Origin of the sequence: Paracoccus isoporae, from assembly GCF_900101865.1 — a bacterium.
Classification (GTDB): domain Bacteria; phylum Pseudomonadota; class Alphaproteobacteria; order Rhodobacterales; family Rhodobacteraceae; genus Paracoccus; species Paracoccus isoporae.
In genome coordinates this window covers 174976-187635 of record NZ_FNAH01000003.1, presented here as the reverse complement: position 1 = coordinate 187635, position 12660 = coordinate 174976, and the positions used below count along the sequence as shown (strand labels likewise).

Sequence of the window (12660 nt, the reverse complement as noted above, 5' to 3'; positions counted from 1 at the left end):
CCACAAGAGGGATCAGGGCGGGGCGGCGAATTGCGGCGCATGGCGTGGCATTGACGCCCGCCCCGCAACTGTTACCAAAGCTTAACGGAGGAGTGAGCCATGCCGAGTGCCCTGATCGTGATTGATGCGCAGGTGGATTTCTGTCCCGGCGGCAGGCTGGCCGTCGAGGGCGGCGACGAGATCATCGCCCCGATCAACGACCTGATGGCGGATTACGATGCCGTCGTTCTGACCCAGGACTGGCACCCGGACGATCATTCCAGCTTTGCCGACAACCATGCGGAGGCCGCCCCCTTCTCGACGGTGGAGATGCCCTATGGCCCGCAGGTGCTGTGGCCGCGGCATTGCGTCATCGGTTCGCCCGGCGCGGAGTTTCATCCCGCGCTCGCGGTGGATGTGGCCGATCTGGTGATCCGCAAGGGGTTTCGCCCCGAGATCGACAGCTACTCCGCCTTTTTCGAGAATGACCACCAGACCCGCACCGGGCTGGAAGGCTATCTGCGCGAGCGCGGGGTGACGGCGCTGGATTTCGTCGGGCTGGCCCATGATTTCTGCGTCGCATGGAGTGCCATGGACGCGGCGAAGCTGGGCTTCGCGGTGCGCGTGATCGAGGAGGCCACCCGCGCCATCGACCTCGACGGGTCGCGCGCCGCGGCGCAGGAGAAGATGCGAGCAGCAGGGGTGACGCTGATATGATGCCGAATGTCGATATTGCCGCGCGCGTCTATAACCACCGCTGGAAGATCGACCCGATCGTGCGGTCCCTGCTGGATACGGATTTCTACAAGCTGCTGATGTGCCAGTCGGTGTTCCGCAACAAGCCGGACACGAATGTCACCTTTCAGCTCATCAACCGCACGACCTCCGTGCGGCTGGCGGATATGGTCGATGAGGGCGAGTTGCGCGAACAGCTCGACCAGGTCCGCGCGCTCAGGCTGACGCGCGGGGAATCGACCTGGCTGCGCGGCAACACCTTTTACGGCAAGCGGCAGATGTTCCGGCCGGATTTCATGGAATGGCTGGAGAATGTGCAACTGCCGGAATACGAGCTGACCAAGCGCGACGGCCAGTATGAGCTCCGCTTCGAGGGCAAATGGCCCGAGGTCATGCTGTGGGAGATCCCGGCGCTCGCCATCATCATGGAATTGCGGTCCCGCGCCGTCACCAAGGATATGGGCCGGTTCGAGTTGCAGGTGCTCTATGCCCGCGCCATGACCCGAGTCTGGGAAAAGATCACCGAGCTGGACAAGCTGCCGGAGCTGCGCATTGCGGATTTCGGCACGCGGCGGCGGCATTCCTATCTGTGGCAGGATTGGTGCGTGCAGGCGATGGGCGAGGGGCTGGGCAATGCGCCGGGCGGCAAGTTCATCGGCACGTCAAATTGCCTGATTGCGATGCGCCGGGATCTGGAGGCGATCGGCACCAATGCGCATGAGTTGCCGATGGTCTTTGCCGCACTCGCCGAGACGGACGAGGAATTGCAGCAGGCCCCGTATCGCGTGCTGGCCGACTGGCACGAGGAGCATGACGGCAATCTGCGCATCATCCTGCCAGATACGTACGGCACGAAGGGGTTTCTGGATGGTGCGCCGGACTGGCTGGCCGGCTGGACCGGCATTCGCGTCGACAGCGGCGATCCGGCCGAGAATGCCGAGGTGGCGATCCAGTGGTGGAAGGATCGCGGCGAGGATCCGACGCAGAAGCTCGTGATCTTCTCCGACGGTCTCGACGAGGAGAAGATCGAGGAGCTGTACAACCAGTTCGACGGACGGGTGAAGGTCAGCTTCGGCTGGGGCACGCTGCTGACCAATGATTTCCGCGGTTTTGTCGAGGGCGACGGGCTCGACCCGCTCAGCCTCGTCTGCAAGGCGGTGGAGGCGGAGGACCGGCCGACGGTCAAGCTGTCGGACAATCCGGCCAAGGCAATGGGTCCGGCGGACGAGATTGCGCGTTACAAGCGGGTCTTCGGCGTGGGTGCTCAGGAGCGGGTCGAGGTGTTCGTCTGATCCTGCACCGGCTCCCCCTGCGCCGTGCGCGCCGGGACCCGCTCGAAATCCATCTGGCGCATGTCCTTCAGCTCGCGTCGCCATTCACCGCTGGCGTGGCGACAGGTGAAGGGCCGGGGCTTGGCGGCACCATTCAGTCGCGGGTGAAACCGGTCACCGTCTCGACATGGGGCGACCAGCGGAACTGGTCCACCACATAGACCGGCCCCATCCGCCAGCCCGCGCCGGCCATGGTCGCGGCATCGCGGGCGAAGCTGACCGGATCGCAACTGACCCAGGCGACGCGTTCCAGCGTCGAGGCGGCAAGCTGTTCGGCTTGCGCAGATGCGCCGCTGCGCGGCGGGTCGATAATGGCGGCGTCGTATTCCGCCAGCTCATCGGGCAGAAGCGGCCGGGCCGCCAGATCGCGCGTTTCGGTGGTCACGCGGCGCAGCCCGGTGCTGGCCCGCCATGCGGTGTCGAGCGCGTCGAGGGGCGCGGACAGGCCCTCGACCGCATGGATTTCGGCCTGAGTGGCGAGCGGCAGCGTGAACGTGCCGCATCCGGCGAAAAGATCGACGATCCGCCGCGCGCCGCTCAGCGCCTTGCGCACGACGCTGAGCAGTGCCGCCTCTCCCTCTGCCGTGGCCTGCAGGAACGCGCCGGGTGGCGGCGTGACCGCAGACCGGCCCATCCGCAGAACCGGCACGCGGCGGGTGAAGGCGGTGCCGTCCCAGTCCAGCCTCGCCAGATCGCCCTCATCCGCCAGCCGCAGCAGCCGGTCGCTCGTACTCGGATCGAGGGGCTTGCCGCCCTGGACCGCCACGTCGAGGCCGCTGCCGGTCTCGGTCACGGTCAGCGCCAGTTCGGCCCCGCGCGAGGCGCCGACCGCGACAATGTCGCGCAACACCGGAAGGGTGGCGACGATGGCAGGGCGCAGCACCCGGCATTCCCCCAGATCGACGATCTGGTCCGAAGCCCGGCCGTGAAACCCCAGCCGCGCGCCCTTCTTTGTCCGCCGACCCGACAGCACCGCCCGGCGGCGCGATGCGGGCGGAGAGGTCGCCACACCCGCAATCTCCGCCTCGATGCCGTGCGCCGAAAGCGCCGCGCGGACCATTCCGGCCTTCCATCCCGCGACGAACCCGTCCGTGGCATGCATGAGGCTGCAGCTTCCGCATTGCGCGTAATGCGGGCAGGGTGGGGTGATGCGATGGGCGGAGGGGGTGACGATTCGGGGGTCCATGACCCGGCCTGTATCGTCCGGTGTGCCGGTGATGATCTCGCCCGGCAGGACCCGGCCCGCCAAGGCGCTGCGCCCATCCGGGCCGGACAGGATGCCATCGCCGCGCCGGCCCAGCCGATCGACGCGCCATTCCGTCGTGGCGGCGTCAGTCAACCAGCGACCGGATCAGGCGGATATTGGAGACGGTCTGGTTGGCGGTGCCGACCGTGCTGTTGAAATCGTCGAGGGCCCGGCGCTCGGGCGTGCTGGCGCAGGCGGCGAGGGCGAGCAGCGCGGCAAAGGCGATCAGGCGGGGCAGCATGGCAGCTTCCTTGCGTGGCATCTCGGTGCTGTCTAGGCGGTTGCGGTGGCGCTTGTCACCCCGTCCGCCTCGTCGACACCCAGGAATCCGCCGGATTGCCGGCTCCAGTAGCGGGCATAGGTGCCGCCCTGCGCCAGCAATTCGGCGTGGCTGCCCTGTTCCACGATCCGCCCCTCCTCCAGCACCACGATCCGGTCCATCTCCGCGATGGTGGACAGGCGATGCGCGATGGCCAGCACGGTCTTGCCGGTCATCACCCGGTCGAGCGAATCTTGGATCGCCGCCTCCACCTCGCTGTCGAGCGCCGATGTCGCCTCGTCGAGGATCAGGATCGGCGCGTTCTTCAGGAAGGCGCGGGCGAGCGCGATGCGCTGACGCTGACCGCCCGAGAGCTTCACGCCGCGCTCGCCCAGAAACGCGTCATAGCCCCGCCGGCCGGTATGGTCCTGCATGTCGGCGATGAACTGATCGGCCTCGGCGGCGGCCGCTGCCTCGGCGATGGCGCCGTCGCTCGCATCCGGGCTGCCATAGCGGATATTGTCGCGGGCCGAGCGGTTGAACATGGCGGTTTCCTGCGTGACCATGCCGATCTGGCGGCGCAGGCTTTCCTGGGTGACGTCGCGCACGTCGCGCCCGTCGATCAGCACCCGTCCCGCCTCGACATCATAGAGCCGCAGCAGCAGCGCCACGAGGGTCGATTTCCCCGCGCCGGAGGCACCGACCAGCCCGACCCGCTCGCCCGGCCGGATGGTCAGATCGATCCCCTGCACACCGCCCTTGCCGTCCTCGCGCCCATAGTTGAAGCTGACCCTGTCAAAGCGGATCAGCCCGTCCACCTGGTCCAGCGTGACGGCATCGGGGGCATCGGTCAGCGTGTGACGCGGGGCCAATGTCTGCATCCCGTCCTCGATCTCCCCGATCGAACCCCAGATGCTCATCAGCGCCATGCTGACCCAGCCGGACATCTGCGACAGGCGCAGCGCAATCGCCCCGGAGGCTGCGATGTCGCCCGCCGTCGCCTGACCCTGCTGCCACAGCAGGATGGCGCCGCCGATCAGGATCACCGGCAGGATGCCCGCCAGCGTCATCAGCGACAGGCGGAACCAGGTCGAGACGATGCCGAAATCAAGCGCCCGTTCGCGAAACCCGGCCATGGCAGACAGCGCGGCGCGATCCTCGTGCGCGGCATGGGCAAACAGCTTGACCGTCTTGATATTGGTGATCGTATCGACCACCTGGCCGGTCACCGCCGCCCGCGCCGAGGCCCGCGCCGCCGAGCGCGCGCGGATGCGGGGCAGGAAGAAGCGGATCAGCAGCGCATAACTGGCCAGCCAGGCGATCAGCGCCACGGCGCCCCACACATCGACGGACAAGAGAAACGCGGCGGAGCCAATGATCGCGGCAAGGGCGAAGGCCACCACATTGACCATTTCCGACGCGAAATCGGTGATCGCGCGGGCGGTCTGCATCTGTTTCTGCGCCAGACGCCCGGCGAAATCATTGTCGAAGAAACTCACCGCCTGACCCATCGTCCAGCGATGCAGCCGCGACAGCACCAACGGCAGCACATTGGGCCCGATGATGACATTGGACGACGCCGTCGACAGCCCGAGGATCAGCGGGCGGATGACCAGGAAGAACAGCACGAATCCGGCGATCACCGCCCCGCTTTCGGCCCAGACATTCTGCGGATCGGCAGTGGTGACGGAATCGATCACCGCGCCGAGCAGCGTGGCGGAAATGACATCCGCCGCCCCGCTGGCGGCAGAGCTCGCCCCGGCGATGCCCAGCCCCTTGCCCGAACCCTTCAGCGCCCAGCCGATAAAACGCAGCAGGCTTTGCGGGGGCGGTCCGTCGGCGGGCCGGAACGCGTCGATCTGGCGGGCGAAGGGGGCATGCAGGTTCATCACGGCTCCTCCGCCGCCAGAAGCGCCGCGTCGATCAGGGCCGGTTTCGACGCCGTGAACCCGGTTTCGATCCACAGCGTCTCGGCCAGTTTCAGCCCACGGCCAAGCGCCGGGCCGGTAAGCGCGGGCATCAGGTCGCGCGCCTGCACCGGCAGGGGCGCCTCCGCCGCGCGGCGGATTTGCGCCGTCCAGTCCGCGGGCAGTGCCGCGCCATGCGCCAGTCGGATCAGCGCCATGTCCCGCGCCACCTCGGTGCCGAGGCGATATGCCGCCTCGCCAGCATCCATCTCCGATGCCGCCGCGATGTCGCGCAGATAGCCTGCCTCGGCCCGCGACAGCCGCAGCCGGTCGCCGGCATCCGCCGCGCCGAGTGCGGCGAGCCGGCGCCGCCAGTCGGCGGTTGCGCCATGTTCCGCCTCGACCTCCGCCAGCCGCGCCAGCCTGCCCGCATCGGCGCCCGGCAGGATCTGCTGCAACACGCCGGTCTCCTCCATCAGCGTGACGGCGGGGGCGGGATCGGGGGCGGCCAGCAACTTGCGCAGCTCCGCCCCGATCCGTTCCGCCGAGACCCGCGCCAGCCCCGCCACGCTCGCGCGAATGGCGTCGAGCGCTTCCGGTGCGCTCGTCTCGCCATACCAGGCCAGGAAGCGGAAAAAGCGCAGGATGCGCAGATAATCCTCGCGGATGCGGTCGATGGGGGTGCCGACAAAGCGGATCTCCCGGTGGCGCAGATCGGCCAGGCCGCCCACCGGGTCCAGCAAGTCGCCCGCGGCATCGGCGTAGAGCGCGTTCATGGTGAAATCGCGCCGTGCGGCATCATCCGCGACGCTGGCGGAAAAGGCGACGACGGCGCGGCGGCCATCGGTCTCGACATCGCGGCGAAATGTGGTGATCTCGAACGCGGTTCCGTCCACGATCAGGGTGACGGTCCCGTGCTCGATCCCCGTCGGGACGGCCTTGATGCCGCTTGCCCGCGCCAGTTCGACGACGCGTCCGGGGGGCGCATCTGTCGCCAGATCGACATCGCTGACCACGCGTCCCATCAGCGCGTTGCGCACCGCGCCGCCAACGACATAGGCCCGATGCCCACCCGCCTCCATCAGCGCGAAGACGCGGCGCAGCGCCGCGTCGGACAGAAAGGCCGCCTCCAGCCTCATTGCGCGAGTCTCTGGGCGAGGCCGAACAGGATCCGCGCCGTCGCACCCCAGAGGTAGTAAGGCCCGTAAGGCGCGACGAGATAGGGCCGCCACTGGCCCCGCCACACCCGGCCCTCGCGCCGGTAATTCGCCGGATCTGCAATATGGGCGAAGGGCAGTGTGAATGCCTCCGCCACCTCGCCGGGCTCGGGGCGGGGCGCGAACGGGCCGCGAATGACGGCGACCAGCGGGGTGATGCGGAACAGGGTGACCGTGCGGTGCGGCGGCAGCGTGCCGATGATCCGAAGCTGCGCCGGATCGAGGCCGATTTCTTCATGCGCTTCGCGCAGCGCGGCCGCGCGCGCATCCGCGTCGCCCGGATCGACCTTGCCGCCGGGCAGGGAAATCTGGCCCGGATGGTGGCGCATCGTGGCGGCGCGTTTGGTCAGAAACAGCCGTCCGTCGGCTTCGTGAAACGCCAGCAGCACCCCGGCCGCGCGGAGCTGATCCTCCGGCGGTTTCAGCCGGCTGTCCGGCTCGAAATCCGAACTTGGCGGCGTGTCGTGACGCAGCGCCGCGGTGAGCCGCGCCGACAGGTCCGCGCCCGAAATCCCGCCGCCGAACCCGACCGGACGGGCCGGGTCCGGCGTCCCGGTCCTGTCCGGCGCCCGGCGGGCCAGCGGCGAGAGATCGGCGCCTCGGCTCATTCCGCGGCGGCTGGCGGCGGCAGCGTCTTGCCGTCCACGTCGATTTCGGCCTCGAACCCCAGCGATTTCGGATCGAACTCGTAATGCGCGCCGCAGAACTGGCAATCCGCGGTCACGATCCCCGCCTCGGTCGTCATATGCGCGATGTCCTTCTGCGAGTAGATGGACAGCGTATCGCGCACCTTCTCCTCGCTGCAGGAGCAGCCGAACTCGACGCGCTGCGGGTCGAAGACGCGCGGCTGTTCTTCGTGGAACAGCCGGATGAGGAGATCGGTGGGGGCGAGCGTCGGGCCGATCAGCTCCATCTCCTCGACCGTGGACAGCAGGTGGTTGGCCCGGTTCCAGTCTTCCGATTCCGCGCCTTGCAGGATATCGGCGGCCTCGATCAGCCCGGCCTCGCCGCTGCCGCCTTCGGCCTCCCGGACCGGCTCGGCGGGAAGCGTCTGCAGCATGATGCCGCCGGCCCGCCACTGCGTGCCCTGGCCGGGCAGCATCGACTGGCCGTAGGACAGCGAAAAGCTGGTCGGAAGCTGCTCTGACTGGGCAAAATACGTGCCCGCGCAGGCCGCGAGCGATCCGCCCGCGAGCGGCGTGATGCCCTGATAGGGCTGGGTGCCGCTGCCCTGGTCGATCAGGATTGCGAAATACCCGTCCCCGATCTGGTAGAAATGTCCCGCCGCTTCGTCCAGCCGGTCGGCATCGAAGCTGGCCCAGGCCCGGATGCGGGCCGGGCCGTCATCGGTTTCCGGGGCATAGTAATCCGCCGCGATGGTGCGGATCGGGCCGGTGCCGCGGACCTGGATCGACAGCTTCCAGCGCAGCTTGATGGTCGGGCCGATCAGCGCGGTCAGCAGCGCGACCTCGGCCACCGCCGCCGCGACCGGCGCGGGATAGTCATGGCGGGTGAGAACATGGTCCAGAACCCCGTCCAGCCGGGCCACACGCCCGCGAATCGAGGAGCGGTCGAGCTGGAACGGCAGGACCGTGTCGTCCCAGGCGAGCTGATTGATCTTCGACATGATGATCCTTCGAATATCTGGCGCCGCGACGGCGCGCGTCCCGCCCAATATAGGGCAACACGCCGCGATCCCAAGGGGCGGCGGGCGCGGGGCGTGCGCGATGAGCCGACCAGATCCCTACTGATACCCCCGCACCAGGGCAGCGGAGATCAGGGTCCAGCCATCCACCACCACGAAGAAGGCCAGCTTGAAGGGCAGCGCGACCACCGCGGGCGGCACCATCATCATCCCCATGGCCATCAGCACCGCCGCGACCACCAGGTCGATGATCAGGAAGGGCAGCGCAATCAGGAAGCCGATCTCGAAGGCGCGCTGCAGCTCCGACAGCATGAAGGACGGGATCAGCAGTTTCAGCCCATCGCCGCCGGCATCCGGCGGGGCCAGGTCGCGCAGATGGTCGATGACGCTAGGATCGACGCGGGCCGCCATAAACCGCTCGAACGGCCCGATGGCGCGGCCCAATGCCTCCATCACGCCGATCTCGCCCGCCGAAAGCGGCGGGGCGGCGAGTGACCAGGCCTCTGTCAGCACCGGGTCCATGACGAACCACGTCAGGAAGACGGACAGGCTGACGATGAGCATGTTGGGCGGGGATTGCTGCAGGCCAAGCGATTGCCGCAGGATCGACAGGATCGTGACCATGAAGGGAAAGCAGGTCACGGTGATGGCGATGGCCGGGGCCAGCGACAGGATGGTCAGGCCGAGAAACAGCAGGATCGCGCTCTGTCCGACGCCCTTGCCGGAGCCCTCGCCATCGGTGTCCGCGATGTTCCTCATCGCGTCGGCGGTACGGGACATCATGGTCTCCGCATCGGGCAGGGGGCCGAAATCACCGGCCGGGGCCGTTGACTGAACCTCCTGCGCCGTGACGCCACCGGCCAGCAGAAGCGCCACGATCGTGGCGGCGACCGCCGCGGGGGCCAGGCACGTCAACGCGCCGTGTCGGCCGGTCCACGCGCAGATATCTTTCCGCCGCATTCCGCGACGGCCAAACGCGCGTCCGGCCGACCGCCGCGCATCCGGCCGGTGTGCCTGCAAGGCGCGCCTCATCCCGCTTCGGCACCCTTTGCGTCGGAGATGCGCAGCATCAGCGGTGCCTCCTCATCCTCGCCCGCGACAAGCTCCGCCGTGGCGATGACGTGATCGCCGACGCAGAGCTCGACCTGTTCGGCCAGTGTCTGCTCGAGCGGGATGACATCGCTCTCCCGCAGCGCGGCGATTTCCGCCACCGTCATGCGTCGCCGTCCGATGCGGATCGTCACTTCCACGGGAATCTGCTCGGTCGCGATGATCGAGGCCTGGTCCATCAGCTTTCCTCCGCGTCATGCAGTTCAGACAGGATGGCCCGGACCCCGGCGACAAGGGCGGGCTGGTCGATCTCGATCCGGCCGGCATGGAAGCGGATCTCGGTGCGGTCATGAGGGTGAAGCTGCACATCGTCCAGACCGGCGCGTTCCAGCTCCTGCCCGAGCAGCGCGATGAACGCGTCAGGCGCGTCGATCCGGCAGATCGGTGTGGCGCCCGAAAGAACCACCCGGTCGATTTCCGAGCGCAGCAGCGACAGGAGCCGCGCGGTCCCTTCCGCGGCCAGCAAATCGGTGACCGCGGACAGAACCGGATAAATCGTGTCCAGCGTTTCGCGGCGGACGGATTGGCGCAACTCCTCCGTTGCCTGCGCCTGCCGCGCCGCGTCCTGCAAGGCCCGAAGCAGATCCGCCCGCAATGTCGCATTCGCTCTGGCCTCTCCATCCGCGACCCCGCGGCGATATGCCTCTGCCATCTGACTTGCGCCGAAGACCGGCGCAGGCGCGTCAGGCGCGGCGGAGAAATCTTCGAATCTCTGCGCCGTGCTCATGCGCGCGATCTTTCGTCATTCCTGATCCAGCCATCGAGCAGCAGCACGGTTTCCTCCTGGCGTTCCTGCATCAAGGCCCTGAGCCGGGCGACCGGATCCCCCGTGGTCGCGGACGAATTGTCAAAATCGAACTCCGCTGCGGTCATGGAGATCATCGGGAGTTCCGCCGCCGAACCGGTGTCTTGCTGCGATGCCGTCTCGTCCGCCACGACCGGACCAGGGGCCATCGGAAGCGCCAGGTCCGGCTGGGCCGCGGATTTCCCCTCGCCCCCTGTCCGGCCCAGGCGACGCAGAACCACGGCGAGTGCAATGATCGCCAGCACCCCAAGCAAGGCCATGCGGGCCAGCCAATCCAGCGGCAACCGCTCCGTCAGCGGCGTTGCGCCCACCGCATTGGTCCCGACCGGATCGGGGGACGCGAAGGGCATCGATCTGACGGTGATCCTGTCGCCCCGCGCGGGGTCGAACCCGACCGCGGCGGCCACGAGCGCCTCGATCCCGGCCATGTCCTGCTCGCTTCGGGGCAGGATCTCGGTTTCGCCATTGGCATCGACGCGCGCAAGACCGTTCAGCAGGACCGCGACGCTCAGCCGGCGGATCGCGCCGGGCTGCCGGTCGACCTGCCGGGTGACACTGCCGACCTCGTAATTCGCCCGGCTGCGGGTTTCGGCGCGCTGCGCGCTCTGCCGGTCACCGTCCTGCTGCGCGCGATCCGGCAGGTTGGAGGCCGCAGTCACGGCCGCGCCGCCGGCCTGGCTGCTTTCGTCGATCAGCTCCTCGTTCTCCTCCGAGATCAGCGTCCGCTGCGCCGGATCGAATTGCCGCTCCACAAGCTGCTCGGATTCGGTCACCAGCTCGACACTCAATTCGACGACCGCATTGCCGGGACCGACCTGCGCGGCGAGGATCCGCTCCACATTCTCGCGCATCCGCGACTCGTGATCCTGCGCCCCGAGATCCGTCGCAGGCTGGATCACCCCGTGCCGGCTGTCGATCACGGCCACGTCGCCGGGGTCGAGCCGAGGAACCGCGGAGGCGACCAGATGGCGCATCGCGTCGGCCTGCGCCGGGGCGAGTGCTGTGCCACCGGTCACGACGGTCACCGACGCTGCACCTGCGTCGCGGTCACGATAGCCCCGCGCTTGCGGCACGCTGAGATGAACCCGCGCCGAGCGGATATCCGGCAGGGCGAGGATCGTCCGCGCCAGCTCCCCTTCCTTGGCGCGCCAATAGGCCGCGTCGAACATCTGCGAGGTGGTGCTGAAGCCGGACATGTCGTCGAGGATCTCGTAGCCCGCGCCGGTCATTTGCGGCAGGTTTTTCGCCGCCAGTTCCATCCGGATCCGGTCGCGCTGCGCTGCTGCCACCCAGATCGAGCCGTTGCGGATGTCGTATGGCGTGCCATTTGCGTCAAGCTGCGCGACCACGGGGGCGGCCTGCATATCGTCCAGACCGGAATAGAGAAGCGCCATATCCGTCCGCCCGGCCATGGCGATCACGGCCAACACTGCCAGAAGCCCAAACGCGAACCCGGCGATGATCGCCTGACGCTGCCGAAGGTTTCGCCCACCCCAGAATTCCCTGATATCCCGCAAGATCCGCCCCGCGATTCGCCCTGAACTCGCTGTCTTGGTGGCATGGCGGCGTTTAATTATTGGTTAGTCCGGCGCTGCTATTCCCTCGACTCGACAGAGGAGAATCACGATGGCCGAAACGGCAACGCCGCCCCGAACACGCATGACATTCGGCAGGATGGGTCTGCCGGTCGCCGCATTGGCGGGCGGGCTGGCCGCGTTTACCGCCGGGTACCGCGACATGACCGACGTCCCGCGAGTCTTGTCATCACTCAGGGGCGGCGGAGATGCGGACTCGGTCGCCTATGTCGAGATGCCGCGCATCACCGTGCCGCTCGGCCGCGACGGCGGAGAACTGGTCCTGCGCATCGTGCTGGAGACGGATGCGAGCTCGACCTCGGCAGTCGCGGCGCAGATCCCGCGCCTGTCGGACAGCTTCAACAGCTTTCTGTCCGGCATCGCCCCGGCGGCGTTTGACCGGCGGGGCGTGCTGGAAATCATCCGCCTCGAACTCGAACGGCGCGCGGCCGAAACCGCGCAAGACACCCCGATTGATGCCGTGTTGATAACGGAGTTCAGCATCCGATGACGATGACGGTGATCCTGCCGCTGATCCCGGCCATCCTCATGCTGCCGCTCGCCTTCTATTGCTGGCTTCTGTCGCGTCGTCTCCGCCGGCTGAACAACCTCGAGACGGGCTTGGGCGGGGCCATCGCCGTGATGACCACGGAGATTTCGCGGCTCGACCGCGCGATCAGGGAAGCAAGGGCCGAGGCGACATCCGCCGGTGAAGAGCTGCTGAAGGCGGTGGAAAAGGCGCGGGGCGAGCGCGCCTATTGGGCGTTGCAATCGGAACTGACGCAATCCGCAAGGCCCCCCGCGCGTCGCTTGCGGCGGCGCGCCACGGTCACGGAGCAGGCGGATGCCTAG

The 12660-nt window shown here is 68.0% G+C and carries 14 protein-coding genes; 4 read left to right on the top strand and 10 right to left on the bottom strand.

The window, feature by feature from the left end:
* The first annotated feature begins 99 nt into the window (after positions 1 to 99).
* Both pncA and pncB read left to right on the top strand, forming a co-directional pair.
* Positions 100 to 696, top strand: a complete 597-nt coding sequence (pncA, locus tag BLT73_RS07220) for a bifunctional nicotinamidase/pyrazinamidase (protein WP_090522320.1) — start codon at positions 100 to 102, stop codon at positions 694 to 696.
* Positions 693 to 2006 (top strand): nicotinate phosphoribosyltransferase, encoded by a 1314-nt coding sequence (pncB, locus tag BLT73_RS07215; protein ID WP_090522318.1) that lies wholly within the window; start codon positions 693 to 695, stop codon positions 2004 to 2006. Before pncA ends, pncB begins: the two co-directional genes overlap by 4 nt.
* A 133-nt stretch (positions 2007 to 2139) precedes the next feature.
* Here the strand turns inward: pncB and BLT73_RS07210 are convergent, their stop codons facing one another.
* From BLT73_RS07210 to fliF, 10 genes are all read right to left on the bottom strand, one after another.
* Positions 2140 to 3384, bottom strand: a complete 1245-nt coding sequence (locus tag BLT73_RS07210; RefSeq protein WP_090522317.1) for a class I SAM-dependent RNA methyltransferase — start codon at positions 3382 to 3384, stop codon at positions 2140 to 2142.
* Entirely contained in the window at positions 3377 to 3532 is a 156-nt protein-coding gene (locus BLT73_RS17260) for a hypothetical protein (protein ID WP_176804985.1), read from the bottom strand. Before BLT73_RS17260 ends, BLT73_RS07210 begins: the two co-directional genes overlap by 8 nt.
* 32 nt (positions 3533 to 3564) lie before the next feature.
* Entirely contained in the window at positions 3565 to 5439 is a 1875-nt protein-coding gene (locus BLT73_RS07205; protein WP_090522316.1) for an ABC transporter ATP-binding protein, read from the bottom strand.
* Positions 5439 to 6596, bottom strand: a complete 1158-nt coding sequence (locus tag BLT73_RS07200; protein ID WP_090522314.1) for a CCA tRNA nucleotidyltransferase — start codon at positions 6594 to 6596, stop codon at positions 5439 to 5441. The genes BLT73_RS07205 and BLT73_RS07200 overlap by 1 nt, the downstream gene beginning before the upstream one ends.
* Entirely contained in the window at positions 6593 to 7282 is a 690-nt protein-coding gene (locus tag BLT73_RS07195; protein WP_090522312.1) for an NUDIX hydrolase, read from the bottom strand. The genes BLT73_RS07200 and BLT73_RS07195 overlap by 4 nt, the downstream gene beginning before the upstream one ends.
* Positions 7279 to 8301, bottom strand: coding sequence for an Hsp33 family molecular chaperone HslO (hslO, locus tag BLT73_RS07190; RefSeq protein WP_090522310.1), 1023 nt, complete (start codon positions 8299 to 8301; stop codon positions 7279 to 7281). Before hslO ends, BLT73_RS07195 begins: the two co-directional genes overlap by 4 nt.
* Before the next feature lie 117 nt (positions 8302 to 8418).
* Positions 8419 to 9078, bottom strand: a complete 660-nt coding sequence (locus tag BLT73_RS07185; RefSeq protein ID WP_425438808.1) for a flagellar type III secretion system pore protein FliP — start codon at positions 9076 to 9078, stop codon at positions 8419 to 8421.
* A gap of 269 nt (positions 9079 to 9347) precedes the next feature.
* Positions 9348 to 9608, bottom strand: coding sequence for a FliM/FliN family flagellar motor C-terminal domain-containing protein (locus tag BLT73_RS07180; protein ID WP_245727159.1), 261 nt, complete (start codon positions 9606 to 9608; stop codon positions 9348 to 9350).
* Complete coding sequence (locus BLT73_RS07175; protein WP_090522304.1) at positions 9608 to 10156, bottom strand: hypothetical protein; 549 nt, start codon at positions 10154 to 10156, stop codon at positions 9608 to 9610. The genes BLT73_RS07180 and BLT73_RS07175 overlap by 1 nt, the downstream gene beginning before the upstream one ends.
* Entirely contained in the window at positions 10153 to 11751 is a 1599-nt protein-coding gene (gene fliF / locus BLT73_RS07170; protein WP_245727157.1) for a flagellar basal-body MS-ring/collar protein FliF, read from the bottom strand. Before fliF ends, BLT73_RS07175 begins: the two co-directional genes overlap by 4 nt.
* A gap of 109 nt (positions 11752 to 11860) precedes the next feature.
* Between fliF and BLT73_RS07165 the strand changes: the two genes are divergently transcribed.
* Together BLT73_RS07165 and BLT73_RS07160 are read left to right on the top strand one after the other, a co-directional pair.
* Positions 11861 to 12319, top strand: a complete 459-nt coding sequence (locus tag BLT73_RS07165; RefSeq protein ID WP_090522300.1) for a flagellar basal body-associated FliL family protein — start codon at positions 11861 to 11863, stop codon at positions 12317 to 12319.
* Complete coding sequence (locus BLT73_RS07160) at positions 12316 to 12660, top strand: hypothetical protein (protein ID WP_245727151.1); 345 nt, start codon at positions 12316 to 12318, stop codon at positions 12658 to 12660. Before BLT73_RS07165 ends, BLT73_RS07160 begins: the two co-directional genes overlap by 4 nt.

Excerpts from the sequence above, each read along its gene's own strand:
- pncA (WP_090522320.1), top strand. The coding sequence starts at position 100 with ATGCCGAGTGCCCTGATCGTGATTGATGCGCAGGTGGATTTCTGTCCC.
- pncB (WP_090522318.1), top strand. The coding sequence starts at position 693 with ATGATGCCGAATGTCGATATTGCCGCGCGCGTCTATAACCACCGCTGG.
- BLT73_RS17260 (WP_176804985.1), bottom strand. The coding sequence starts at position 3,532 with ATGCTGCCCCGCCTGATCGCCTTTGCCGCGCTGCTCGCCCTCGCCGCC.
- BLT73_RS07205 (WP_090522316.1), bottom strand. The coding sequence starts at position 5,439 with ATGAACCTGCATGCCCCCTTCGCCCGCCAGATCGACGCGTTCCGGCCC.
- BLT73_RS07200 (WP_090522314.1), bottom strand. The coding sequence starts at position 6,596 with ATGAGGCTGGAGGCGGCCTTTCTGTCCGACGCGGCGCTGCGCCGCGTC.
- BLT73_RS07195 (WP_090522312.1), bottom strand. The coding sequence starts at position 7,282 with ATGAGCCGAGGCGCCGATCTCTCGCCGCTGGCCCGCCGGGCGCCGGAC.
- hslO (WP_090522310.1), bottom strand. The coding sequence starts at position 8,301 with ATGTCGAAGATCAATCAGCTCGCCTGGGACGACACGGTCCTGCCGTTC.
- BLT73_RS07185 (WP_425438808.1), bottom strand. The coding sequence starts at position 9,078 with ATGAGGAACATCGCGGACACCGATGGCGAGGGCTCCGGCAAGGGCGTC.
- BLT73_RS07180 (WP_245727159.1), bottom strand. The coding sequence starts at position 9,608 with ATGGACCAGGCCTCGATCATCGCGACCGAGCAGATTCCCGTGGAAGTG.
- BLT73_RS07175 (WP_090522304.1), bottom strand. The coding sequence starts at position 10,156 with ATGAGCACGGCGCAGAGATTCGAAGATTTCTCCGCCGCGCCTGACGCG.
- BLT73_RS07165 (WP_090522300.1), top strand. The coding sequence starts at position 11,861 with ATGGCCGAAACGGCAACGCCGCCCCGAACACGCATGACATTCGGCAGG.
- BLT73_RS07160 (WP_245727151.1), top strand. The coding sequence starts at position 12,316 with ATGACGATGACGGTGATCCTGCCGCTGATCCCGGCCATCCTCATGCTG.